This window comes from Microcoleus sp. S36b_A4 (assembly GCF_036700645.1).
Lineage (GTDB): Bacteria > Cyanobacteriota > Cyanobacteriia > Cyanobacteriales > Microcoleaceae > Microcoleus.
Window position 1 is genome coordinate 34993 of the sequence record NZ_JAUBPI010000025.1, and the last position, 26373, is coordinate 61365.

The window sequence follows — 26373 nt, forward strand, 5'->3', positions numbered from 1 at the left end:
CCGACTTTCGCTATGAGACAGGGGTTTCAACCCCTGGCGGACTGTGAGACTCACGAAAAGATTGATCGCCTCAAAAATCCCAACAAACACAAATAATTCACAAACAAATTACCTAAAAACGAAGGTATTTATGCACTATAAGTTGAACCAATTACTAAGGTTTTTCCTCCTATTCTTCCTGACACTTTCCTTGTTACTAACAACCTCAACCAGACCAGTTTACTCGCACTGGTCAGACTTATCCGTAGCAGAAATAGTAGTCAAAGATTTGCAAACCGAAATAACATTAACTTTCCCAACCGGTTTAACAAACTTCGCCGACGACAATCGAGACAGCCAGCTACAACCTGCTGAAGTTCGCAAGCACCAAACACAGCTAGAAAAGTTTTTTAGCCAACAAATCCGCATCGCCAACAGTAGCAATATTCAAGGCTCCGTAGCAGTAAACCCGCTAGAAATAGCAGCTAAAACCGCCATTTCAATCCAGCAGCCGAATACCCACAGCACCTTAATTTTAGACTACACCTGGCCCGCACCTTCTCAAGATAAAACCCCCGCTTTGCCTGACTCAATTTCCATCTCCAAACCAGAGAAATTGCGGATTAATTACAATCTGTTTTTGCCCGAAGTTTCGACAGCTAGCTGCCAAGCCACGATTGTGCAAGCGGGTGCTGTAAAAAGCTTTGTATTTACGCCGCAAAACCGCGACTTTTTGTTAGCCGGAAATGAATCTCTCTGGGATTCAGGTTGGAGTTTTTTACTAGCAATAGCGGGAGCATTTGCTTGGGGATGCGTGCACGCGATGTCGCCCGGACACGGAAAAACCATAGTCGGCGCTTATTTAGTGGGTTCGCGGGCTACTCCCCTACACGCTTTATTTCTAGCAGCAACCACTACAATTACTCACACTGCCGGCGTGTTTGCGGTGGGCGGAATTACTTTGTTTGCTTCTAACTTAATTGATCCAGAAAAATTAGATCCTTGGCTAAGTTTAATCTCGGGTTTATTAGTGGCCTTCATCGGGCTAAATTTACTATTAAAAAAACTCAAGACTAGGTTAGTCGTGAAAACTGAATTTATCAAAAAAATTAAGACTAAATTTTTCAATAAAAACTGTTTTTTAAGAACGGAACTCCTTAATATAAACCGTGAGGAACCAGTAAACCTTTTAAATAGAGGAAGTTGGGAGAGAGAATTTACACCTGTAAAACCAGATATATCTCACCACTACCACCATCACGGAGACGGCCGGATTCATTCGCATTTGCCTCCTGGTGCTGACGGTTCTGCTATTACTTGGAAAAGCTTATTAGCGTTGGGGATTTCCGGCGGTTTGTTGCCTTGTCCTTCCGCTTTGGTGATGCTGTTGAGTGCATCGGCTTTGGGCAATGTTGCTTTGGGGATGACGTTAGTTGTAGCGTTTAGTTTGGGATTGGCTTTAGTGCTGAGTGCGATCGGATTAATCTTAGTTTATGCCAAACGAAATTTTGATAAACTGCCAAAACAGATCACAGCAGTCAAATTTATGCCGGCGATTAGCGCGATGTTTGTAATGTTATTGGGGTTGGGAATTACCGGACAGGCGATGTTGAAAATATTGGCGGAAAATCAATGGGTAATTGGCAATGGATAAGCATAAAATTATGACTCTCCCTCCTAACTACAAACTTACGAATAAGTCGGATTTTAGATACCCGATTTCTTGAAGAAGCCGGGTATCTGGGTATTCTGTTTTTTAGCCGTTGCTCACTTATCAGGCCCCACTATGTTTATTAATAATTTCGGCTAAATCCGGTACTCCCTTTTCCACGTAATTCTTGGCTGAGGGGCGGAGTTTGGCATAGGCGCCTTTAACCATCGATCTTGTGCTTTTCTCGACCCTTTTGTCACTTATCTGGAGCAATTCGTCTGCTACTTCAGCTTTTCTTTGGGCTAGATATTCTACTGGGTTGCCATTGTTTACCCCTTCAGTCCACATCGGATCGAGTGCCGTGGAGATTTCTGGCAGAAGTTGATCGACGACTTGGGCGCAATAGTCAGCCCGTATCCCCTTGACAGTAGAGTAGGCAGCTTTAAGAGCCAGACCACCCAATCCCGACGCTGCTGCAACTTGTTGGTCTATCAACTTTACACAGTCATCAACAAAAGTGTCTCTGTGGTTTTCATTCAAGAGAATATCGCTAAGTCCCATTTTCAGTTTCCTTGATTTAATAGTCAATGTGCTTATACCAATTTTTTATGCGGCTGCATAGAATCCGATCACCCTGGCGCCCCCCTTAATAAGGGGGGAACAAGATTCTTATCAAAGTCCCCCTTCTTAAGGGGGATTTAGGGGGATCGAGATATGTGCAACTTTACAATAAATTGGTATTATTAGCTTCGATCTCAATCTGACATCATATATCTATTTTGAGCCATTACTCAAGGTTTCCCAAGTTTTTTAAGGTTTAAAAGTCTTTAGTTGACAAGTTGATGTTGAGATTTGTCTAGTAGTATGTTATAGGAATTAATGTTCAATCTGCTACTCATTATTGACCTACGGTTTGTAGTAAGGGCTTTAGTCCTTATTAGGTGAGATTAATGAGGACTAAAGCCCTGACTACAAACTGATGAGTTGTGAACAGCCACATAGAAAAGAGGACAGCTCGAAAAAAATATTAGAAAGGCTCTGCCTAAGTCCGATCGCATTTGCACGTATGAGCTGGCACGTATCATTAGGATTGGACATTCGGCTGGATGCCTGCAGGTACTGCAACGATCGGAAGTTTCTGGGTTTGAGCCGGCCGATCGCTCGATCGCAATACCAAATTTTTCGGTAACGGCGCGGAAGTGCTGAGTCCGGGAAATATTTGAAGCGATAAGGTTAAGCCGGCAGCTAATAATAGTTTTTCTAACATGGCATTGTCTCCCATACATACGCCCTAGGGCATAATTCCTCTTACACCTACAACATATAAACATCCTCAGTCCCTTGGTGCGATCGCACGGGCATAGTTTAAGTGACATCTATCACCACTGAGCAGGGGGTGATGGGAATAGGGGGTGTGGGGATAGGGGGGTGATGGGAATAGGGGGTGTGGGGAAGATTGGGAAATCTTGACTCGCACTTCTGGCGTCAACATCCGTTGAACGTGTTAAATCCTATACACGGCGCATTGCCAAACTTCCCTAAAAATCAAGAATTGTCCTAGAGAAAGAAGCCGTTGAGTCTCTCTCAAAGGTAGAATTAGCGCGTAGAAGTTATTTGACACAGCGGAGGTACCGACAATATGCTTGCATACTTTCTGGCGTTAGCGGTCGGTCTAGGCAGCTTCAGTATTTACATGGCGGCCTTCTTTTTTCCAGAAGTACACCGCAAAAGTGATTTTACCTGGAGCGGGGTAGGGCTTTTTTATGCGTTAATTTTATGGGCTTGTGCGGGACGAATTACTGGTGCTCTCCTGCTTGGTCAAATGGCGGGCGTGGCGATGTTGGGCTGGTTTGCCTGGGAAACTCTGACTTTGCGCCGGCAGGTGACACCGGTTGCTGAGCAAACGCCGATTCCTCAGTCGGCGAATTTGGCTGCAGGAGGCGTGCCGTTTGCTGGCTTGTTTGCCAAGAAAAAAGAACCCGCAGCAGCGAAAAAACCTAAGTTTGTTCGATCGCCCAAACTGAAAACTGATGGGGTTCCAGCACCCACTCTGGATAAGGGCGAGGTAAAGCTAGAGGAACAACCGGCGATTCCCCCCATAGTTGAAAGTATTGCTGAAAGTGCGATCGCCCCAGACTTGAAAATTCCCGACTCGAAACCACCTGCAATTGCAGAAATACCAGTGTTTTCAGTCGAAACTCCTGCTGCTGAGACTTCACCAACACCAGCAGAATTAGCCAGCAGCTTCACTCCTCTACCTCTACCTCTAGAAATTTCAGAAATAGCGGTTGCACCAAGTGTGGAGCCAGCAGAGGCTCAGCCAGAACCTCCACAGCAGCCAGAAGCCGATGATTTTGACGAGGAAACAGAATGGAGGACAGCCGTTAAAGAGTCGCAGGCGGCAGCAGCGGCGGCGGTGGCTCCAACTCCTCCTAAACCAGCTAAAAAATCCGGCGGTTTCGCAAGTCTGTTCGGCAATATCAAAAATAGTCTCGGCGGTATGTTGGGAAGAGGTGTGGCTAAAAACAAGTCTGATGCAACTCCCCAGACGCCAAAACCCTCAGTGACTCCAGAATCGATCGTACCTGAATCTAAAATAACGGCAACTCCTGCACCGGGTATCGACCAAATTCTCGAATCCGAATTAGCCCAGGCGGCTGCGGAAGTGGCAGCCGAAACCAGCAACACTGCTGTCGAAACCAGCCTTGGAGTGCCTTTTCCCACCAATGTTGAAGCAATGGCCGCGTTGATGGCCACAGAAACCGCGAGTTCTGACAAAATAGGGGAAACTCCGATCGAAGATCGATCGTCCGCTGAAATTCAGACACCGCTGGCAGCAGTTGGCGAACCAGAAGCAGCAGCCCCTGCTGTATCTCTGGAAACCGAGACACCGCTGGCTGCAGTTGATGAACCGGAAGCAGCAGCAGGCGAACCGGAAGCAGAAGCCCCTGCAGCATCGATAGAAATGACTGTGGTGGAAATGGCAGCGCCTGTAGAGATAGAAATACCGGGAGAACCTGGGTTGAGCGTGCAGGTGGAAACGGTTTCAGTATCAGTGATCTCGATCGAATCAACAGGTGAAGAACTCTCTTCTGAGGCAGAACAAACTGAATTGAGTCCCCCGAATCCCCCCGATCCGAATCTAGTCGAAACTGCTAAACCGGCCACTGAATCCAAGTCTGAGAAACTATCCGACGAAGATAAGCCGTCATCTTAAGGCAGAAAACAAAAGGTAGAAACCAGAATTTTTTTAGATTCTGCCTTCTGCCTTCTGCCTTCTTACTTTTTACTTTTTACTTTTTACTTTTTACTTTTTACTTTTTACTTTTTACTTTTTACTTTTTACTTTTTACTTTTTACTTCTTCCTGACATCCGTTACATCCGTTATATCCGTTACATCCGTTACATCCGTTACAGAATCCGTTGCCGAACTTCCTTCTTCCCTCTCTCTTAATATTATGAAAGCAATTATGGTCGTGGGAACAACATCTCACGCAGGAAAATCTTTACTCGTGGCAGCTTTGTGTCGAATCTTTGCTCGGCGAGGCTGGCGGGTAACTCCGTTTAAAGGTCAGAATATGGCCCTGAATTCCTATGTCACAGCGGCCGGCGGAGAGATTGGTTACGCTCAAGCAGTGCAAGCTTGGGCTGCGGGCGTCGCACCTTGGGTAGAAATGAATCCGATTTTGCTCAAGCCGCAAGGAGACATGACTTCTCAATTGATTGTCAAGGGTCGGGCGATCGCCAATGTGCGAGCATCTCAATATTACGAGCAGTATTTCGATATCGGCTGGCAAGCTATTCGGGAATCTTTAGAATTTCTCAAGCAAGAATTTGACATGATTGTGTGTGAGGGAGCCGGTAGCCCTGCTGAGATTAATCTCAAACACCGCGATTTAACAAATATGCGGGTAGCTAAACATTTAAAGGCTCGAACTTTGCTAGTAGTTGATATCGATCGCGGCGGTGCTTTTGCTCACATCATCGGTACTTTGGAATTGCTCGATCCCGACGAACGAGCTTTAATTAAAGGATTCATTATTAATAAGTTCCGAGGACAAAAATCGATCTTAGATCCAGGCCTGACTTGGCTAGAAGAAAGGACAGGAATCCCGGTAGTTGGGGTGATTCCTTGGATAGACGAAGTGTTTCCCTCAGAAGATTCTCTCGATTTACTCGATCGGCGTTCTCCCAATTCTCAAACTGACATCAATATTTCTGTCATCCGCCTGCCCCGAATTTCTAATTTTACCGACTTTGACCCCCTGGAGTCCGAAACTACTGTCACAGTCAAATATGTCAGCCCAAAAGACCATCTAGGCCATCCAGACGCCGTGATTTTACCAGGGTCTAAAACTACAATTTCCGATTTGCACGTGCTGCGCCAAACAGGTATGGCAAAAGCTATTCAAAATTATTTAGTAGCTGGCGGTACAGTCATGGGAGTTTGTGGTGGCTTTCAGATGCTGGGAGAAAGTATCACGGATAAAGAAGGCGTTGAGGGAGAAAGGGGAGAATTTCCAGGATTGGGATTGCTGCCTTTGAAAACTGCGATGGCACCGAACAAAATTGCCCGCCAACGCATCGTAACATCTAACTATCCTCAACCGGGTTTGCCAGTTTCCGGTTACGAAATTCATCAAGGAAAAACGCAAATCCTAGAGTCAGATTTGACTCAACCGCTATTTGACGATGCTAGTTTAGGCATTGTCAATACTTCTCAATCAATTTGGGGTACATACCTGCACGGCATCTTTGACAACGGAGCTTGGCGGCGAGCTTGGTTAAATCACTTGCGGCAGCAGCGGGGACTCCGCGCCTTGCCTACTGGTATTCCTAATTACAGAGAACACCGAGAAGCTCTGTTAGACTCTCTAGCAGATACAGTGGAAAAGCATTTAGATATCAAGCATATTTTAGGTTAATTAGTTAACAGTTGACAGTTGACAGTTGACAGTTGACAGTTGACAGTTGACAGTTGACAGTTGACAGTTGACTATTAACTATTGTTTGTTAGAGTTGAGGTTCAAATTCAATGACAAAAGTTTGTTTTTTACCTGATAACGTGACAGTTGAAGCTGAACCAGGAGAGCTTTTGCTAGATGTAGCCAAACGTGCAGGGGTTTCTATTCCTACCGGTTGTCTCATGGGTTCTTGTCACGCTTGCGAAGTAGAAATTGATGGCGGAGATACAATTTGTGCTTGTATTTCCGGCATCCCTTCGGGGAAAAAGCAAGTGACAATTAATCTGTATGTTGACCCGACTTGGTAATTGGTCAGTTGTCAGTTGACGGTTGACTGTGGACTGACAACTGACAACTGACAACTGACAACTGACAACTGACTAATTCTTTTGCCATTCTTGCTGTTTCTTGCGAGCAGATTGCAGCCATTTTTGGGATTCGGGATAAACAGTTGTGCCGGGTTTGACGGATTCTAATTGATTGATAATTTGTTGCAACTGGCTGAGGGAGTAATCGGGATTTTGAGAATTCACATTATTTTGCAAGTTGGCAAACAAGCTTTTAGCTGCTTGCAAAGCTTTTACAGAATCTTTTTCTGCTTCCAGTCTAATCTGGGTAGTTCCTAAATCTTGTTGATATTTAGCGAGTTTGGTTTGAGCGTCGAGATACCCAGGGTTATCGACAGAAATCAATTTCAGTCTGTTAATAGCTTCTTGCCACAATTGTGCTATTTGCTCCCACTGTGCGGCGGGATGGGGAGGTTTTTGGGAGGCGACGGCGGCGGAGAGAGCAAATTCTTTGGCAGCTTCAATTAAGTTGTCAGCCTGCACAGAACCGGTGGCGACGCCGCCCATTGCTTGAAAGTCTCTTTCTGCTGCTTTGAGTGTTTTCTTAGCCGTTTCTCCTGCAAGGGTTTCGGCGGGAATTTGATTGAGTTGGTCGATCGCACTTTGCCAATTTACCGTCGCTTTTTGTCTATCCGCAGCAGTTTTGGCTTGCTGATACTCCTGTTTCGCCGCGTTGAGAGTTTGTTCGACTTGATTTAACTGAGTAAAAGCATTTTTTTGCTGGAAAATCTGAGCCTCCATCCGCCCGACATTTTTGCGGGCGGCTTCAAATTCATCGACTGTAAACCGCCAACTGCAGCCAAAAAAATTGCAGTAAGTTTGTGGGTAATAGCCGAGGAACCACACCGGCAAGGCGTCGAGGTGTTTTTGCGCCTCTTTTGCTTTAATTTCGCCCAAGTCAAAATCAGCGACAGCCGTGGCTTTATTCACCAGTTGATCGGATTGTTCCACAAGGGCGATCGCCTGCCGGTAATTATGATCCATACTCATAAAACTCGGCAGCAATAATATCGGCATTGTTTTCGCCACGGGCCAGCGAATCATGGGAAAAGGTAGGTTAATCAGCCAAATTATCCCCGCAGCACTTCCCAGCAAACTCCCAGCAAAGATGATTTTACCGAACAATCCGGGCGGGCGGTTGGCTTTGACGGCAGCTTTGAGAGCTTGTTCGCTGAAGTTGGGAAATTCGTCTTTGAAGGTATCGCGGATTTCTTCTCTTGAGGCGAAAGTGCCGTTTTGCAAGCGCAACTTCTCCAACCGCTTGATTACCATCCGTCGGTAGACATCACCCGCTAGACTATCAGCCGCCGCGCACTTGTCAACTTCTGCCCGCAAAATTTCAAAAGCTCGATCGGTAAGACGCGCCATAAAACTCACCTATTCCCTTTTAATTATTTTACAGGTTCCCGTGTAAATAATTGTTAAAATATATAAAGCCCACATCAAATATCCGAATTAATTTCATGCCCACTGCTTTAATCACTGGTGCTTCTGGTGGAATTGGTGCAGCCTTTGCCGCCGAATTAGCGAAACGCCAGCACAATCTAATCTTGGTAGCTCGTTCCGAAGACAAATTGCAACAGTTAGCTGCTAAACTGCAACAGGAATTCAATATTTTAGTCGAAATTATCGTTCAAGATTTGACCGCAGCCGGAGCCACAAATGCTGTATTTGACGCGGTTGTTAAAAAAGGTTGGACGGTTGATTTGTTGGTGAACAATGCGGGTTTTGGCGATTACGGTGCTTTTGCCGATCGCCCGCTTGCGAAACAACTAACAATGGTGCAACTAAATATTGTAGCATTAGTTGAACTCTCGCACTTATTTTTGCAGGGAATGCTGCAGCGAAAATCAGGAAGTATTATCAATGTTGCCTCCATCGCAGCTTTTCAACCGATGCCGTACTTGTCGATGTATGCAGCGACTAAAGCTTTTGTTTTGAGTTTCAGCGAGGCACTTTGGGCGGAAAACAAAGATTTAGGAATTGGCGTTTTGTGCGTTTGTCCAGGGCCGACAGAATCGGACTTTTTCGCAGTAGCTGAATTCCCTCAATCAATGGCATCCAGCAGCGGGCAAAAACTCGTTCCCGCAGCGGAAGTAGTGCGAGATGCTTTGAAAGCTTTAGACAAAAATGAGTCTAATGTTGTCACAGGGGGAATTCCCAATCAAATCATCGCCAATCTGCCTCGATTGATGCCGCGAGAACTTTTGGTGAAGTCAGTAGAAAAGGTGTTTCGGGCGAAAGAGGAATAATCGCGATCGTTGACAATATAAATAAACCCGCCCCCACCCAACGACAAACATTAGATCGCCCAAAACCAAAATTTTCCCAAAAGTCGATTAATAAATGAATGGATCGAACCATCCCAAATCCCAAATCGCAATGAAGTCATAACGCGAACAAGCCTACCTCAACCTGATCGATCAACTGCTAACCTGTCCCAGCGGCGAAGAAGCGGAGGTATTAGAGACTCACCCGGAATTGCTGGATGATGGCTTGGTGGCGGCAATGCTAGAAGAGGCAGAGAATCTTAGAATATTTGGGCAACTAAATAACGCTAATCGGTTGATGAATTGTGCCGGGATACGGCTTGGGATGAATGACAACACCTCAGTGGCAGTCACCCGACAAGCGGAAGCAGAAAGACTGTTTCAACAAGGCAATCAGCAGTATAAAATCAGTCAATTTCGAGAAGCTTTGCATTCTTGGGAACAGGCATTAACTATCTGTCGAAAAATCGGAAATCGCCAAGGAGAAGCTAATTGCCTCGGCAATTTGGGCAATGCTTACTATTCCCTAGGGCAATTCCACAGGGCGATCGAATTCCTAAAACAGTCTTTAGTGATTAAACGGGAAATAGGCGATCGCCAAGGAGAAGCTGCTTCCCTCGGGAGTTTGGGCAATGCTTGCCAATCCCTAGGGCAATACCACAGGGCGATCGATTTTCACCAACAGTATTTAGAGATTTCACGGGAAATCGGAAATCGCCACGGAGAAGCTAATTCCCTCGGCAATTTTGGCAATGCTTATTATTCCCTAGGGCAATACCAGAGGGCGATCGCATTTTACCAACAATTATTAGAGATTTCACGGGAAATCGGATATCGCCAAGGAGAAGCCGCTTCCCTCGGCAATTTGGGGGTTGTTTTCTCTTCACTAGGGCAATACCAGAAGGCGATCGATTTTCAGCAACAGTCTTTAGTGATTAAACGGGAAATAAGTGATCGCCAAGGAGAAGCTAATTCCCTCGGGAGTTTGGGCAATGCTTGCAAATCCCTAGGGCAATACCAGAATGCGATCGATTTTCACCAACAGTCTTTAGTGATTTCACGGGAAATCGGATATCGCCAAGGAGAAGCTGTTTCCCTCGGGAGTTTGGGCTATGCTTACCAATCCCTAGGGCAATACCACAGGGCGATCGATTTTCACCAACAGTATTTAAAGATTTCACGGGAAATCGGATATCGCCAAGGAGAAGCTACTTCCCTCGGCAATTTGGCCAATGCTTACGTATTCCTAGGGCAATACCAGAAGGCGATCGAATTTCTCGAACAGCAATTAGAGATTTCACTGGAAATCGGAGATCGCGTGGGAGAGTCACACTCTCTCAACAATTTGGGGTATACTTTTCTACAAACTCACCAACTTGCTGAAGCTGAAACAGCACTTCGCGCCTCGATCGCAATTCATGAAACTCTGCGTTCTGAATTGGTAAGTAATGACCACAAAGCCTCAATCTTTGAAACCCAAATATCTGCCTATCGCCTGCTGCAACAAGTCCTAATTGCCCAAACTAGATTTGATGAAGCCTTAGAAATATCTGAAATGTCGCGCACCCGTGCCTTCGTCGAGTTATTGCGACAAACCTTATTAACAACTCCCCCTCAGTCCCCCCCTTATCAAGAGGAGGAAGAAGAGTTATCTCAATTCCTCCCTCTTAAGCCCCCCCTTAGCAAGGGGGGGTTGGGGGGGTTATCAAGATTTGAGGAAGAAGCAAACCTCTCAAAGCCCCCCCTTAGCAAGGGGGGGTTGGGGGGGTTATCAATTCCCAAAATCCAACAAATCGCCCGCGACAGAAACTCCACAATAGTTGAATATTCGCTTATCTTTGATGACATTTACATCTGGGTAATCCAACCAAACGGCAACATCACCCATCGTGCCGCCAACCTCCAACCCCTCAACCAACAAAACCAAACCCTCAAACAAATCATCCTCAAAGCCCGCGTCTCCATCGGCACCAATGAAACCGACGACGCAGGCAACAAAATTCAGCTAGAATCCCAGTACAATCGAGACGAAACAGGCCGCTTTCCCCTCTTGCAACTCCTCGATCAAATCCTGATCGAACCCATCATCGACTTGCTGCCCGTTGATGCCAATTCCCCCATCATCTTCGTCCCCCACTACGACTTATTTTTAGTTCCCTTCGCCGCCTTGCAAGATAGCAACAACCGCTACCTAATCGAAAATCATACCATCCTCACCAGCCCATCCATCCAAGTATTAGAAATCACCCGCGAACATCAAAACCGAGTCCGAGGATTGAGACAAGCCGCCCTAATTGTCGGCGATCCAACCATCGCCGCAAAATTCAACAAAAACCCCTACAGACTCCGCCAAATCCCCAGGGCAAAAGAAGCCGCCGAAGCCATAGCCGCAACTTTAGGAACCGAAGCAATTAGCGGAGAAAATGCCACAAAACTCGCCATTTTAGACAGGATGCTAAACACCCGCATCGTGCATTTATCCGCCCACGGGCTCCTCGACGATTTCCAAGGTTCCGGCATCCCCGGCGCGATTATTTTAGCACCATCAGGAGACACCGACGACGGCGCGCTTAACGCCGCAGAAATCTTGCGATTAAAACTCGATTCCGAACTCGTAGTTTTAAGCGCGTGCAGCACCGGAGGCGGTAAAATCACCGGAGATGGAGTCATCGGATTGTCGCGCTGCTTCATCCTCGCCGGAGTCCCCAGCATCATCGTTTCCCTGTGGAATATGGGAGCGATTTCAGCCAAATTACTAATGACTGAATTCTACCAAAATTTAGCACGGGGCGAGAATCGAGCAGCCGCCTTGCGGTGTGCTATGCTAACCACAAAAGCTCGATTTCCGAGTCCCATAGCTTGGGCTGCATTTACCTTAATTGGCGAAACCGAAACTTTACCGCTGTCAACTGAAAAGAGTGATTTAAGGAGATTAGTAATGTCACTTCCCGATGATGCCACACCCGAAGAAATTGTGGCGGCTTTCACTAAGTTATTGAAAATATCCGAGCCGCAATTTGTCAAACAATTATCAGCGATTGATGTTGGTTCGACCGATAATATCAATATTATCGCTCAAACAATCAAGGATTGGTGTGAAACTAAACCTCAAATAGAAGAGAATTTAGAGAACGAAATTTATCAAATGGGTGCGGGCGGCACTGATAGCGATACACCGGAGGAAATCGTCAGGGACTTTTACCAAACGCTGAAGGAAAATCAGATCCGACTGGGTTTGCCTCCGTCGTCTGCGCCGCCTGCACCGCCAACAAATAATCCACAAACACCTGCCTAGGATAGAAACCATAAAAATCTTGTGGGGTGGGAATCTTGCCCGTCCCAAATATCTGATACAAATACTCGAAAACATCTCACAAAATTGATTATGAGCCAAGAATGGCAAATTAAAAATCCCAGCATTACCCTGTATCCTTTCCACCTGCGGGATGATAGGGACAAAGGCTATAAGCAAGTAGCAAAAAATGCCAAAAATTTGTGGGAAATTTTAGCAGATAATGTCGGCAAAGAATTTAACATCGACGAACTCAACTCCCTCAGAGACAAGCTAATTTGCTACAAAAACGGGGTGTATTATCCAGAGGGCGAAGGGGAAAATCTGACTCTGGTAAAATTGCTGATTCCCGATGGAAAAACTCTGAATTTCCAGCCAATTACTCAGCCAGATAACCCGAAACTTGATGGTTCTATCAATGCTCTGCGACTTCAGGATACTTACACGGCAGACTTGACCTTTTACTATAAAAATGTCACAATAAAAGTAGCGGACTTAAGTCGATTAAATCCCCAAGGTTGCTTGTTGCCAAATGCAATTCAACCGTCTCTGGGACAGACATTATTATTATACGCAGCACCAGCAGTGTATGATACTTACCGGAAACTAGCTGACGAATCTATTAAAGCTTTTGTACAGGATAAACAGCCAGCATCAGTAGACTTTTGCGCCGAAGGAAAGTTATTCGGGAGTCCGATTTTTGAGTATGACAGCCGAGAAGATGATGGGCGTCAGCGGTGTCACATTTTAGTATGGTTGCAAGACAATCCCCAAACTTTGAAATTCGTCGCAACGCCGGCGTTTAATGATTACTTGATGAATCTGCTGTGCTCTCGCGCTAAAATTGTATTTGTGTATGGCGAAGCTCGGAAAAAGTATCGCAAAGCACAGCAAATAGTGGGCGAGTTAGAAAAGAAGCTCCTCGAATGGGATGCAATACAAAGCGAACAAAATCGACAAGTTAAGTTGCAAAAGCTAAAAGAGTTGCTGGCTGAAGTTCACACTAAAATGTTGGCTTTTGCTCAGCCGGTGCGATATTTGCAAGAAGACAGAAATACCATTGATACTAATGCTGAAAATTATGGTGAGGCGTTGACAAGAATTAGAGGTTTGTGCATCCCAGGCGACAATCTGGATTTTTGGCAGAGGTTTCTAGATTTAGCTGAGGATAAGTATCAGCGGCAAATTGAAATAGATTTAAACTACCTGATTGCTAGTCAAAATTTGTTCCAGCAGTCGATATCCACTGTGCGGGGGATGGTGGAAATCGAACAGGTGGAATTGGACAGGGAACAGATGGAATTATACAAGCAACAGGAAGACAGGGAGAAAAAGCGCGATCGCCAGCTTGAGAATATCATCTTTTTTGTCGGAACTGCGATCGGCGGCGGACAAATCTTTTCCGCCGCCTATCCTCTAATCAAGGATACACAGATTCAATGGCAACCCGATTTTTCTCTACCGCTGCATCCCTTTGCTGCGACAATTATCTTGAGTCTGCTGTTTGGCTTACTATTTGGCTGGTTAATGCTGGGTATCGCCGTGTGGGTAAGGAAAACTTTTCCCCGATAATTTGGATTTAGGACTTACGCATAAAACCAAAGAAACCGGGTTTTTGGGGGTTTTTGGGTGGTATAACTCATATGTTGCAGCATTCTTAAGAACAGGCAAGATGCCTGTTCCACAAAGAGTCAATTTTTTGTGGGGAGTAGGGGTTGGGCATCTTCGCCTCAGCATTCTTAAGAACAGGCAAGATGCCTGTTCCACAAAGAGTCAATTTTTTGTGAGGAGTAGGGGTTGGGCCGAAGATGCCGCCCATAAATTACAAATATCGAGTTAGCTGGACTCGATAGCGTTCCTTCTTAGTAACAGCAACTTCCCCAATTTCCAATCTTCCCTTGCCGGTAACAGCAATTAAATCTCCAGACTTGACATTATAACTAGCTTGAGTAACGTCTTTCCAGTTAACTCGCACGTCGCCACTATCAATTAAATCGGCCATTTTGCTGCGAGACATTGCGAATCCAGCGGAGGCGACAGCATCCAATCTCATGGATGCTTCAACGGTTGTCATTTCTTTCTTTTTGGGTTCTCTAATTTTGAGTTCGCTCAACTCAATGCGCCGCGTTTGCACAGGAACCGATCGCACTTGCTGCAAACTCATCTCCAAATACTCTACCATCTCCGGCATGACAATCGCTTGCGCGCCGCGTTCTCCCAAAACAATCACATCGCCAGTTTTCTCGCGGACAATTCCCGTACCCAACATCGCCCCCAAAAAGTCGCGGTGAGAAGCTGTATCGAACAAGAAATTGCCAGCGATTTCTACCGCAGCAACGTTAACGCTAGCAGAGTCGATCGGGATATCCGATCGGGCGATCGCAATTCTTTGTCTTTCAGCTTGCGGGTAGCCGCCCCAAGCCACTACTTCCACGTCTGTTAACCGCTTAAATACCGTCAGAGTGTCCGCCAATTCTGGAGGCGACAGAAAATCACTCTGAGTAACTTCCCAAGTTTTAATTGCTTGTTCCGCTTGGTCGATCGCCCGCGCCACACAGTCGCGGTTTTCGATGCCTTTTAACAGTTCTTCTTTTTGTAACATCAGTTAATGTTAGATTCTAATTTGAAATTGCCAAAAATTGCTGTAACTAAAAAGTCTACTTTTTTAACAGTCACACTACTTTAATTATAGTCTAAGATCACCAAATAACGCTCTTAGGATTTTAGTTGCTGGTAAAGCTGATATGATGAGCACGATTATTGTACCAAATCTATGAAGTCTTCGAGTTTAAGTTTTTGCAAGAGCTCGATCGAGTATGGCAACAAAATTGTCCACCCAACTACTTATTCTTCTTCACCCGCAAATACAGTTCTTCCATCGCCTCAATAAACGAACCATCCTTGTGCCAAAACTGTGGAAAATCTCCCTGTTTCTTCACCACGATCGCACTTACCCCACTTGGCGCTGCCACCTCAATCGTCTGCGGCAATCGCTTCGCACCATGCCAAAACTCTTTCAGGCTGACCGTTTGCGCCTCACTGGCGATCGCCTGCGTGTAATAGGAATCCACCGCCACAGGGGCCGCTGCATCCGCCGTTAACTCAGCAGAAAGTGCCAAGCCCAAAGGCGTTTTTGCTAATTCGCGGTGCAGCACTTCCTTAGAAAGCCCCCGTAATTCAAACAGTAAAAATGGATCTTTGTCCAATTCTGCCGCCACCAAATAATAAACTCCGGCAATATGTTTGCAGGGATTGCTATAGTCTGGGCAAGAGCAAGTAGTCTTAAAGTCCTCGCGGCTGCTGGGTAAAAGGTGCAATCCGAGGGGTGCAAAAGCCTTTTCAATATTGTCGGGCATTTCGTTTAGCAGCAGCCGAGAAATAAAGCTGGCTTTTGATGCCATTTGGGCGATCACCATTTGCCACTTTTCCTGACTAATTGGCTCAAACTCAATTTTAGTTTTGTACAGAGGCTCCTTATAAACCCCAAAATAAGGATTAACCGAGCCTCTCACCTGTGCCATCACTAAGCCATCATTAATCTTAAAGCTTTTTACCTTGTCATTCCGTGCATAGGAACGTCCCCGTCCGAGTCGCCCAGAATCTGTAAATCTTTCCAGCGCATCGATAAATTTATTGCCCCACCAAGTCCGAGTAAATTGTGACATCTTTGATTTCTCCTAATCTAGAACCGCATTTTTATTGAGTCTAATTAACTTTTTAAATGCCTCATTATCCAACTCAGTCAACCACGACTCATCCGCACCAATAATTGACCCTGCCAATTTCTTTTTGTCCTCAATCATTTGGTCAATCTTTTCTTCCAAAGTGCCGATCGCTACAAACTTATGCACAAACACATTTTTTTGCTGTCCGATCCGAAACGCCCGATCCGTCGCCTGATCTTCCACTGCCGGATTCCACCAGCGATCGAAATGGAACACGTGATTGGCTTTTGTCAGTGTAATTCCCACGCCGCCCGCCTTCAGTGACAGAATAAATACCGAAGGTTCAGACTCTGGATCTTGAAACTCTGAAATCATCCGTTCCCGTTTTTCGCGACTGGTTCCCCCGTGGATGTAGTAAGTGTTGTAATGTAGCGTTTGTTTAATATATTTTTCCAACGCGCTTCCCAGTTCTGTAAACTGCGTAAATACCAATAAACTTTCGCCTTCTGCTTTGACTTCCTCAATCATCTCGATCAGCCGTTCCAGTTTGTGCGATCGCTCTGGTGTAAACTCACTTTCATCTTGCAAAAACTGGCGCGGATGGTTACAAATTTGCTTCAGCTTCAGCAGTGTCGCCAAAATCATCCCCTTGCGCTTCATCCCTTCCGCCGCGTCAATTTCTTGTTCTACCTCTTTCACAATCGCTTCATAAAGCGAAGCTTGCTCGCGGGTGAGATTGCAGTAGAGCTTTTGCTCAACTTTGTCGGGGAGATCCTGAATAATCGACTTATCGGTTTTCAGACGGCGCAGGATAAAAGGTTCTACTAATTTTTTGAGCGCGGCTGATTGTATGCGACTCCCATGTTTTTGAATCGGTAATTCAAACATTTTCCGAAACTGTGCCTCTTTTCCCAAATATCCGGGATTGAGGAAATTAAAAATTGACCATAAATCCAGCAATCGATTTTCCACCGGTGTTCCCGTCAATGCTAGTCGATGGGTAGCGGGTAACTTTAAAATCGCCTTGGTTTGCGCCGCTTTCGGATTTTTAATATTCTGGGCTTCATCAATTACCACGCGATGCCACGCTACGCTGCTCAACAGCTTCTCGTCTTTTCGCACCAAGGTAAAGGAAGTAATCAACATATCACAATCTTGGACGGCGGCTTTGAATGCTTTGGCATCTTGCAAACGTTGAGGGCCGTGGTGAATCAGCGATCGCAATTCTGGAGCAAATTTTTCCATTTCCTTTTGCCAGTTACCAACTACGGATGTGGGCGCAATTAGCAGCGTGGGTAGAACCGCATTTTCTGTCTTTTTTTCTGTCTCTTTTGTAGTAGATAAAACTTCCCGCTCTTGCAATAATCGAGCAATTACCTGCGCCGATTTACCCAAACCCATATCATCGGCAAGACAGCCATTTAATCCCAAACTTTCCAAATAACTTAACCAAGAAACGCCGCGCTTTTGGTAATCCCGTAACTTGCCCTGAAACTTTGCTGGATCTGCAATTAACTCTAACCGACTCTTATCGTTCAGCTTCTCCAACATATCCGATAACGCCCGATCGCGCTCAACCTCCAACTGTTCGCTGGCTTCTCCTTCTGCCGTCAACTTCATAAAGTCAATCAGGCTTAAATCGGGGTTTTCTTCGCGATGTTTTTGCCAAAAATTTAGCATCTCCTGCATCTTGTCTTTGTCCAGTTCCATCCATTGTCCTCGGAACTGCACCAGCGGTGTTTTGCTATTTACTAACGCCTGCCATTCTTGTTCGCTAACCCGTTCACCCCCGATCGCCAATTCATATTGATATTCCACCAAGGAATCCGCCGAAAACAATCCCTTGCCCTTGATTGCAGGGCTCTTGCTGTCCTTCCCTTTGACTTGCAGGCGAATCTTCGCCCGTTGTCGTCCCTTCGGCGTCCACCAAGCGGGGACAATCACTTTGTATCCGGCATCTTCTAATACCCAAGCGGACTCGCTGAGAAAGGTGAAAGCATCATCTAAGCTGAGGGTAATGTTAACGGGTTTGTCGGTTTCTAACCCTTGCCAAAGTTGGGGATAAATGCGGGCAGCGTAGCCGAGATTTGTCAGCAAATGTTGCTCAAAGTTGTCTCCGAATTGTGTTTGCAACTGTTTTTGTTGAGTCGATCGCGATTGCCAATAATCGTGCAACGGCAGCCGCAGAGATGGGTCTTTTTTCGCAGCCACCTGAAACTCTAAAACCCAAGGCTGTTCGGGGTTTTCGGGGGATTGTAGTTGAAAGCAGAGGGAGAATGAGTCAGCAGATTGATTGCGCGTAATGCGATCGCGCCAGGTTTGCCATTGCCGGTATTGTTCAAGGCTTACTGGCGCGATTTTTCGTGTTTGGTTGAGGCAGATTTGGAGTAAAGAATCCGCAATCTTATTTTCAAACGATGCGGGGATGGGGGTTTGAGTGACAATTTCCGCGATCGCACATTCGGAAAAATGCCGCAGCAACCGTTCGCGATCGTAGAACTTTGGTGTATCTTGTAGCTGGATCTTCCGAAAACCGGACACACAAACTAAAGGCATCCATTCAACATAGCGTTGTAAATCAGTTTCGTACTGTGTTGAAACAATTTCCCATCCCGGATAAATCTCAAAGCTGGGTGCAATTTTGGCAGGTGTTTTTGGAGTTTTTGCAGTTGTTTTGGTTTTTGTCTCGCCCGCTTTCTTACGCCCGCGCGTGGCTTTCTCAGCGGGTTCGGATGTTTCGATGGGTGCGATCGCGATCGGAGCAGTTTCTCGATAGCGCAACGCCGGAATATAATGATCTTTCAGAACAATTTGCTTAAAAGTTTGGGTGTAGTGATACCAAAATAGCAAGTCTGAACCAAACTGAACTTCTGCTACATCGTAGAGGGCAAAAAAATGCAGATCGTTCAATACTTTAGTCAAAGTGTGGGTGGCGATGGCCACACAATCAACTTCCCAATACTCCAACTCAAATGTTTCGGGTAACTCTGTCTCTAAATATCGCGCTAGTTCTAAAGATGACAACGGCTGGTTGTCAGCAGTGGGCAGTAAAAAATACCGAGGGACGATCGCGTATTCTCGCCCCATCGCACTTGTATTGCTGACTGCTGACAGTTGAATCCCGGCTTCTTTCGTTAGAAACTCTCTTAACTGTGCCGTCTTCAATTGTCGGGGATGAACCTTAGCAGGCTGTTTTTTCTTTTCAGTAGTTTCAACCCAAATATAAAACGTTCCAGGTTGAATAAAATTCTCTTCTGCTTGAGGAATCCAAGTCCCGTGGAGGATTTTCATAGGTTATACCATCAATTAGCGGGAAAAGATAAGACGGCGGTTGAAAGAGACTGTTGGCGAATTCGCAGGGGGTGTTACCCATCACCTCTGGGAGGCAGTATTTCCGTTCACTATTGGTAGTTAATGGCTATATGGTCAATTTGAAATTTAGTCTAGAACCACTATTTTTAGGGGTGAGAGGTGAAGCCCTTTATTGATTCGCCAACAGTCTCTAATAATAGACTTTTTGCAAAAGTCCTTTTAAGCAAATTTTCGGACGGGCAAGATGCCCATCCCACAAGAGAAAAAACTTTTTGTGGGATGGGCATCTTGCCCGTCCCAGCTATTTTTGCAAGAGGTCTAATCAATCCTCCACTAGCAGTCCGTTCAAATCTTAAATCCCGGTTGTCAATACACAACTGAAAAAACTGCTCGTCTGTTAATTCGAGGGTTAATTCTAGGGGAGAATCTAGGGGGATAGTTTGTGATTCCATAACTGCCTCCAAATATTACACGAGTTGAATGTCAACAGTTAACAGTTAACCGTCAACTGTTAACAAACAAATAACTAAGTCTCTGTATAACCTTGGATATTTTCCGGTTTAAACTGCTGCAAAATCTTCGCAGCTTTCCCAGTCAAATCATCAGTACCCTTAACGGCAATCAAAAATTTACCCGCATTCAAACGGTTGCGGTAGGGCAAAGCATCGCCGCTACCAAAAGCCATACCGCCCGCGCCTCCAACAAACACACTGCCCATTGCAGCGGCGATCGCACCGAGTACACCACCGATCGCATGATCGCCAATTTCTCCCGCCCAGGCAAAAGTCTTCAACTCAGTAATCAAGCTGAAAGTAACGCCAGCAATAAAGCCAAAGGGAATCAGCCAAATAGCCATGAGTTTAGCTTGTTTCTTCGCTTGCTGGTTCGGGTCGATCAAGCCAAATTCATCAGCAGTTTTGTAGCCGCGGCCCAAAATACTCACTTGCTTCATAGGCAAGCCTTCTTTTTCCAGAGCACAGTAGGCAGCTTCGGCTTGAATTCGATCGGGCAGTACGGCGATAAGATAATTCATTAGAAAACAATTCCTGATAGTTAGGCTGGAATAGCCAAAGTCTATTATAGACCGAAAAGACATACTAGCTAAGCACTTGAGGGATTTTCAGACGGTCAGAGAGTCCGATCGCCCGCAAAGCTAAAATATTTCACGCAAAAAACGGCCGACCTTGACCGAATACAGATACAATTCAAACTGCACAAAGGCAAGCTTGAGCTGAGCTGTTAGATACTGCTCTAAGTGTAAGTCTCAACTTTGAGCTCGCCAACGCTCGGTCTATTTTTACTATTGCACTCAATTGCTTGCTATGCCTAAAGTTCTAGTATCCGATCCGATCGACCAAGCCGGAATTGACATCCTCTCCCAAGTCGCGCAAGTTGACGTAAACACAGGACTCTCAGCCGAACAACTGGTAAAAATTATTCCAGATTACGACGCTTTAATGATCCGTTCTGGCACCCAAGTTACCAAAGAAATCATAGAAGCCGGGAATTCACTCAAAATTATCGGCAGAGCCGGCGTCGGCGTAGATAATGTCGATGTACCCGCCGCTACCCGCAAAGGAATTGTAGTCGTCAATTCCCCCGAAGGCAACACGATCGCCGCCGCCGAACACGCGCTTGCCATGATGCTCTCGATGTCTCGCCACATCCCGGAAGCTAACGAATCCGTCAAAGGGGGTAAATGGGAACGCAACCGCTTTCTCGGCGTAGAAGTTTACAAAAAAACCCTCGGCATCGTCGGTTTGGGCAAAATCGGCTCCCACCTCGCCGCCGCAGCCAAAGCAATGGGCATGAAACTGCTGGCCTACGACCCCTTCATTTCGACCGAAAGAGCCGACCAGTTGGGCTGCCGCTTGGTAGAACTCGAACTGCTGATGCGCGAATCCGACTACATCACCCTGCACATCCCCAAAACGCCGGAAACCCTGCACTTAATTAACGCTGAAGTGCTGTCGAAAATGAAGCCCACGGCCCGCATCATAAACTGCGCCAGAGGTGGCATCATCGACGAAGCAGCCCTCGCAGAAGCCATCAAAGAAGGCAAGATCGCCGGCGCAGCTTTGGACGTTTACGAACACGAACCGCTGGAAGCTGATTCCCCGTTGCGGAGTGTCGGCCAGAACATCGTGCTGACGCCCCACTTGGGAGCATCCACAGCGGAAGCTCAGGTAAATGTGGCGATCGACGTTGCTGAACAAATCCGCGATGTACTGTTGGGGCTGCCAGCGCGATCGGCTGTCAACATACCAGGAATTTACCCAGACTCGATCGAAAAACTCAAACCCTACTTGCAACTCGCCGAAACCCTCGGCAACCTCGTCAGCCAGCTAGCCGGAGGCCGAGTCGATTACCTCAACGTTCAACTGCAAGGCGAATTGGCCAGCAACCAAAGCCAGCCCGTAGTCGTTGCCGCCCTCAAAGGCCTGCTCTCCCAAGCCCTGCGAGAGCGCGTTAACTACGTCAACGCCAGCATCGAAGCAAAAGAACGCGGAATTCGCGTCGTCGAAACCAGAGACGCCTCAATTCGCGACTACACCGGCTCCCTGCACCTCTCGGCCAAGGGAACTCTCGGCGAACACACCGTGACAGGTGCAGTGCTCGGCGAAAGCGAAATTCGGATTACCAGCGTTGACGATTTCCCCGTCAACGTTTCCCCCACTCACCATATGCTGTTTACCTTGCACCGCGATATGCCGGGGATTATTGGCAAAATTGGTTCCCAATTGGGCAGTTTTAATGTCAATATTGCCAGTATGCAGGTAGGCCGTAAAATCGTGCGAGGCGATGCGGTGATGGTTTTGAGCCTTGATGACCCTCTACCAGAGGGGATACTGGCCGAGATCCTAAAAGTTCCGGGAATTCGGGATGCTTACACGGTAAATCTTTGACGGATTTGGGAGTTTAGATTTTGGATGCCAGGGCTGATAATTGGTAATGGGTAATTGATCATTGGTAATTAGCCTGAAAGCGGGAATTTTTCTATTAGCCAATCCTCCTTCCTCACTCTCCAGTTCCCAGTCTCCAGTTCCCCTGGGCCAATCTAAAATCTAAAATCTAAAATCTAAAATTGTATGGCACATAGCTGGTGGGAAATTAGAATTCTTTGCGATCCGGCGCTGGAAGATATCATCTTTTGGCGTCTGGAACGATTTAACTGTCAGGGAACTGCTACTGAACTCAAAAGCAATTCCTGCCTGATGTCGGCTTATTTGCCCGAAGAACAGGCAGGATTGCTGGATTTGGCCGCTCTGTCTCTGTGGCTGCGCCAAGATGCTCTGTGTGCAGGTTTGCCCCTACCTGCGATGCAGTGGGATTTGATTGAAGATGAGGACTGGGGCAGCACTTGGAAGGAGCACTGGCAGCCTCAAGAAGTGGGCGATCGCTTTTTAATTAATCCGGCCTGGCTGCCCTTACCGACTGATACCGATCGCGTTATTTTGCGTTTAGATCCGGGTGTGGCTTTCGGTACTGGTGCTCACGCCACTACTCAACTTTGTCTGGAGTCCCTGGAAATGCGGCTCGGTTTTGATGACAAAGAGTGTATCGTTGCTGATATCGGCTGCGGATCGGGTATTTTGTCGATCGGCGCGGTGTTGTTGGGCGCTACAAAAGTTTATGCTTTGGATACTGATCCTTTGGCAGTGCGATCGACCATTAGCAATAGACTACTCAACCGCGTTAATTCTCAGCAGTTAGTTGCAGAGCTCGGAAGTATCGATCGCTTGAAAGAAATGGTAGATGAGCCGATCGACGGTTTGATCTGCAACATTTTAGCAGAAGTAATCATTGATTTAATCCCGCAGTTCACGGCAATTAGCAAACCAACTACTTGGGCCGTGCTCAGCGGCATTTTGCTCGAACAAGCTAAGCCAATTGCTGACACTCTCGAACAGCACGGCTGGATTGTGGCTACTCTGTGGAAGCGCCAAGATTGGTGTTGTTTTAATATTCGGCGTAGTTAACAATATGGTAATTGCTAATTCCTAACTGCTAATTGGTAATTTTGAGTTCATGTTTCATCTTTGGGAAGTGAATTTAAATAAATGTCGCACCTGAAAATAAACCGCGCCAGCCCAGTAAAAACCATTCACCAAAATCAACAACGTTTTTCCAGTATAAGAATTAACAAAACCAAAAACGCGGTAAGTTGAGATCAGCACTAACAACATTTCCACTAGAGAAACAATTGACCCATAGTGCTTCCTATCCCAATAAGAAAACGGACTGATAAAACGGTAATTGCTGAACGGAAAAAAGTGCCGGTGAGCGTCGTCATTGTGGACAGGCAAATCTCCCAGAGAGTGTAGTATCATGCTGACAAACAGAATTTGCACACTTTGCCAGCCAAAGTAATAAGCAATTAGCAAACCAATAACCGCAAGGGGAATTGAATGGAACAGAGCCACAATATCTTGCACAAAAGGCTCATAATATGCTTTTGACCAAATTGTAGCTGCGGGCAAGCGAGCAATGTATTTCGCCCAAAAGTAAAATAAAAATATCGGAATATCCGGCAAAATTCCGCCAATGACAATAATGAGATTAGCTTGCGGCAGTTGCGGTTTGCCGAGAATAGCGAGATTGATAATAGCGTGGCTGGGAGTCTTCATAGGTAGGGTTCGTCAACTAGGATTATCTTATTCATAATGAATCAGATATGAGCTGACGCACCCTACGTGTGAGATAATTGGCTCGTGCTACAAGAAAGGTTGCACTCGATCGATCAACTGCGCCGGTTGCAGTACTCCCTCAATGCGATGGACCTCAGCGCCATTTTTGAACAGCACCAAAGTCGGCAAAGCATAAATGTGATACTGCGACGCCAACTGGTCGTACTTATCCGTGTCAATTTTGACAACCATCAGCTTGTCTTTTAATTGACCGCTCACTTGCTCCAAAATCCCTGCCATCATCTGACAAGGCCCGCACCAAGTAGCATAAAAATCTACCAACACCGGCAAGTCAGAGCCCGATAGTATTTCCTCAAAACTGCTGAACTGTTTTTGAACTGCCATAAGACAAAATAATTTTTTTGGTTCTGGCTCGATTTTAGTGCAAAATTCTCTGGTAGATTGCGAGGATACAATTATGGAATTATTACCAGAGACTTTTCAGAGATTGCGGGGTCAAGTTGCTGTCGTGACCGGTGCGTCGCGGGGAATCGGCCGCGCCGTTGCTGTAGCCCTAGCAGCAGAGGGCGCTAAAGTCGCCGTAAACTATGCGAGTTCGAGTGCTGCTGCTGATGAGGTGGTAGCAGAAATAGTCGCTGCTGGAGGAGAAGCTGTGGCACTTGCAGCAGATGTCTCAAAAACTGACCAAGTAGATTTACTCACCAGTAATGTCATGGAAAAATGGGGACGAATTGACATTTTGGTGAACAATGCCGGCATTACTCGCGATACTTTGCTGCTGCGGATGAAGTTGGAAGACTGGCAAGCGGTAATTAATTTGAATTTAACTGGCGTGTTTTTGTGTGCGAAAGCTGCCAGTAAAATCATGCTAAAACAGCGAAGTGGCCGAATTATTAATATTGCTTCGGTTGCTGGACAAATGGGCAATCCGGGACAAGCTAATTACAGTGCGGCGAAAGCTGGGGTAATTGGATTTACTAAAACTGTGGCGAAGGAGTTGGCGAGTCGCGGGATTACTGTGAATGCGGTTGCACCGGGTTTTATCACTACAGATATGACTAAGGATGTCAAGTCTGATGAGATTTTGAAGTATATTCCGCTGGGGAGATATGGGGAAGTTGAGGAAGTTGCGGGGATGGTGAAGTTTTTGGCGGCAGATGCGGCGGCGGCTTATATAACCGGGCAGGTTTTTAATGTGGATGGGGGGATGGTGATGGCTTAGGATTTGGGGATTTTTTTAACCGCAGATACACGCGGATGAACGCGGATATTTGCGGTTAATAATTACTTTAAGGCAGCACGCAACTGACTGAGGACTTTTTTGTATTTGGCAAGGCGTTGAAAATCTGCCTCTGTGGGATTGGCGATGCGACGAATATCAAGGTTATGAGTAACATCAGCGATTTTGACTCGCAGTGCGATGGGGTTGGCAATAACACGTTCTAAATAAGCTGGATAAGCTTCTCCTTCTATTTTGGTAATCGCCTCGATCGCCGAGACGATAACTTCAGGAAAACCTTCGCTTTTAAGTTGCTCAAGTGTAAGTTCAGAATCTTCGACCGCATCGTGTAAAACCGCTACGATTTTATGTTCTATAGAAGTTACATTTTCCATCACAAATAGCGGATGATCGAGATAGGGATTGCCTGCCTTATCAACCTGCCCATCATGAGCTTTTGCTGCGATCGCGATCGCCCGCTGTAGTAATAATTCGTACTCTGAATTCGTATTTGACAACATAGTACAGAAGTTCTCTATTAAAGTTTCAGTCTCCTCGCGGGGGAAACGTTGTGTGGGAGTTTTTATTTTAAATATTCCTGCAACAATTTCCAAGCCATTTGAGTACCTTCACCTGCGTTGACTTTTTCAAACTCTACATCTTTTCTCAAAATTACCAAACCCACACCTTCTTTGATTTCTATTTGATCACAATCGCTAACGATCGCCAAAAAAAGGTGGTTTTTTTGTAAAACCTTTCTATCATTTTGGGTCTTTTGGTGAGTAAAAGTTGCGATAAACTCCATTGTGTAATCATTGATTGTGAGGCAAGTTTCTTCCTCCATTTCTCGCACTGCTGCCTGCTGTGGAATTTCTCCAATGTCCACGCCACCACCAAAAGTAGAAAGCATTCCTTGACTGGCAATACCGGGAATATTATCTCGCAGTTGTGCCCCAATCTGACCGTTGGGAAGCATGAGAAAAATGCGAACTATTGACTGAGGAATATTCATCCGATCGAGGGA

General features: G+C 46.1%; 21 protein-coding genes and 1 pseudogene. 10 read left to right on the plus strand and 12 right to left on the minus strand.

Going from position 1 to position 26373, the window contains the following annotated elements; translation table 11 throughout:
• Positions 1-130 precede the first annotated feature (130 nt).
• A complete protein-coding gene (locus tag QUA03_RS10555; protein ID WP_333211867.1) occupies positions 131-1633 on the plus strand; it encodes a HoxN/HupN/NixA family nickel/cobalt transporter in 1503 nt (500 codons plus the stop codon).
• A gap of 120 nt (positions 1634-1753) precedes the next feature.
• Here the strand turns inward: QUA03_RS10555 and QUA03_RS10560 are convergent, their stop codons facing one another.
• On the minus strand, positions 1754-2191 hold the full coding sequence (locus QUA03_RS10560) for a DUF6918 family protein (RefSeq protein ID WP_333211869.1): 438 nt from the start codon (positions 2189-2191) through the stop codon (positions 1754-1756).
• A 523-nt stretch (positions 2192-2714) separates the two neighbouring features.
• Complete coding sequence (locus QUA03_RS10565) at positions 2715-2897, minus strand: hypothetical protein (RefSeq protein ID WP_333080764.1); 183 nt, start codon at positions 2895-2897, stop codon at positions 2715-2717.
• Positions 2898-3269: 372 nt separating this feature from the next.
• On the opposite strand from QUA03_RS10565, the gene QUA03_RS10570 reads away from it, so the two are divergent.
• The 3 genes from QUA03_RS10570 (at position 3270) to QUA03_RS10580 (ending at position 6903) form a co-directional block, all read left to right on the plus strand.
• Positions 3270-4847, plus strand: a complete 1578-nt coding sequence (locus QUA03_RS10570; RefSeq protein ID WP_333211871.1) for a Ycf66 family protein — start codon at positions 3270-3272, stop codon at positions 4845-4847.
• A gap of 242 nt (positions 4848-5089) precedes the next feature.
• Positions 5090-6556 (plus strand): cobyric acid synthase CobQ, encoded by a 1467-nt coding sequence (cobQ, locus tag QUA03_RS10575; RefSeq protein ID WP_333211873.1) that lies wholly within the window; start codon positions 5090-5092, stop codon positions 6554-6556.
• Positions 6557-6666: 110 nt separating this feature from the next.
• A complete protein-coding gene (locus tag QUA03_RS10580) occupies positions 6667-6903 on the plus strand; it encodes a 2Fe-2S iron-sulfur cluster-binding protein (protein WP_006634188.1) in 237 nt (78 codons plus the stop codon).
• A gap of 72 nt (positions 6904-6975) precedes the next feature.
• On the opposite strand, the gene QUA03_RS10585 is transcribed toward QUA03_RS10580, so the two are convergent.
• The gene (locus tag QUA03_RS10585) at positions 6976-8310 is read right to left on the minus strand and encodes a hypothetical protein (protein WP_333211875.1); all 1335 of its coding nucleotides are present in this window, start codon (positions 8308-8310) and stop codon (positions 6976-6978) included.
• A 95-nt stretch (positions 8311-8405) separates the two neighbouring features.
• On the opposite strand from QUA03_RS10585, the gene QUA03_RS10590 reads away from it, so the two are divergent.
• The 3 genes from QUA03_RS10590 to QUA03_RS10600 all read left to right on the plus strand — a co-directional run bounded on the left by QUA03_RS10590 (position 8406) and on the right by QUA03_RS10600 (position 14076).
• Positions 8406-9194, plus strand: coding sequence for an SDR family oxidoreductase (locus QUA03_RS10590; RefSeq protein WP_333211877.1), 789 nt, complete (start codon positions 8406-8408; stop codon positions 9192-9194).
• 343 nt (positions 9195-9537) lie between these two features.
• Entirely contained in the window at positions 9538-12507 is a 2970-nt protein-coding gene (locus QUA03_RS10595) for a CHAT domain-containing tetratricopeptide repeat protein (RefSeq protein ID WP_333211879.1), read from the plus strand.
• Positions 12508-12597: 90 nt separating this feature from the next.
• On the plus strand, positions 12598-14076 hold the full coding sequence (locus tag QUA03_RS10600; protein WP_333211880.1) for a hypothetical protein: 1479 nt from the start codon (positions 12598-12600) through the stop codon (positions 14074-14076).
• 250 nt (positions 14077-14326) lie between these two features.
• Here QUA03_RS10600 and QUA03_RS10605 read toward each other — a convergent pair whose 3' ends face one another.
• The 5 genes and pseudogenes from QUA03_RS10605 to QUA03_RS10625 form a co-directional block, all read right to left on the minus strand.
• Entirely contained in the window at positions 14327-15106 is a 780-nt protein-coding gene (locus tag QUA03_RS10605) for a photosystem II S4 domain protein (protein WP_333211882.1), read from the minus strand.
• Positions 15107-15344: 238 nt separating this feature from the next.
• Positions 15345-16169: an SWIM zinc finger family protein gene (locus tag QUA03_RS10610; RefSeq protein ID WP_333211884.1), complete on the minus strand. Its 825-nt coding sequence runs from the start codon at positions 16167-16169 to the stop codon at positions 15345-15347.
• Positions 16170-16181: 12 nt separating this feature from the next.
• Complete coding sequence (locus QUA03_RS10615; RefSeq protein WP_333211885.1) at positions 16182-19460, minus strand: DEAD/DEAH box helicase; 3279 nt, start codon at positions 19458-19460, stop codon at positions 16182-16184.
• 341 nt (positions 19461-19801) lie between these two features.
• Positions 19802-19933, minus strand: a pseudogene (locus QUA03_RS10620) (Uma2 family endonuclease); the annotation flags it as partial.
• Between the two features lie 74 nt (positions 19934-20007).
• Positions 20008-20514 (minus strand): hypothetical protein, encoded by a 507-nt coding sequence (locus tag QUA03_RS10625; RefSeq protein ID WP_333084683.1) that lies wholly within the window; start codon positions 20512-20514, stop codon positions 20008-20010.
• A gap of 289 nt (positions 20515-20803) precedes the next feature.
• Here QUA03_RS10625 and serA point away from each other — a divergent pair, with 289 nt between their 5' ends.
• Both serA and prmA read left to right on the plus strand, forming a co-directional pair.
• On the plus strand, positions 20804-22387 hold the full coding sequence (gene serA / locus QUA03_RS10630) for a phosphoglycerate dehydrogenase (protein ID WP_333211887.1): 1584 nt from the start codon (positions 20804-20806) through the stop codon (positions 22385-22387).
• Between the two features lie 183 nt (positions 22388-22570).
• A complete protein-coding gene (gene prmA / locus QUA03_RS10635) occupies positions 22571-23461 on the plus strand; it encodes a 50S ribosomal protein L11 methyltransferase (RefSeq protein ID WP_333211889.1) in 891 nt (296 codons plus the stop codon).
• A gap of 54 nt (positions 23462-23515) precedes the next feature.
• Here prmA and QUA03_RS10640 read toward each other — a convergent pair whose 3' ends face one another.
• A complete protein-coding gene (locus tag QUA03_RS10640) occupies positions 23516-24109 on the minus strand; it encodes a hypothetical protein (protein ID WP_333211890.1) in 594 nt (197 codons plus the stop codon).
• 87 nt (positions 24110-24196) lie between these two features.
• Positions 24197-24514 (minus strand): thioredoxin, encoded by a 318-nt coding sequence (gene trxA / locus QUA03_RS10645; protein ID WP_333211892.1) that lies wholly within the window; start codon positions 24512-24514, stop codon positions 24197-24199.
• 73 nt (positions 24515-24587) lie between these two features.
• On the opposite strand from trxA, the gene fabG reads away from it, so the two are divergent.
• The gene (gene fabG / locus QUA03_RS10650; protein ID WP_333211894.1) at positions 24588-25352 is read left to right on the plus strand and encodes a 3-oxoacyl-[acyl-carrier-protein] reductase; all 765 of its coding nucleotides are present in this window, start codon (positions 24588-24590) and stop codon (positions 25350-25352) included.
• 62 nt (positions 25353-25414) lie between these two features.
• Here fabG and QUA03_RS10655 read toward each other — a convergent pair whose 3' ends face one another.
• Both QUA03_RS10655 and QUA03_RS10660 read right to left on the minus strand, forming a co-directional pair.
• Entirely contained in the window at positions 25415-25870 is a 456-nt protein-coding gene (locus QUA03_RS10655; RefSeq protein ID WP_333211896.1) for an HD domain-containing protein, read from the minus strand.
• A 62-nt stretch (positions 25871-25932) separates the two neighbouring features.
• The gene (locus QUA03_RS10660; RefSeq protein ID WP_333211898.1) at positions 25933-26361 is read right to left on the minus strand and encodes an NUDIX domain-containing protein; all 429 of its coding nucleotides are present in this window, start codon (positions 26359-26361) and stop codon (positions 25933-25935) included.
• Positions 26362-26373 lie beyond the last annotated feature (12 nt).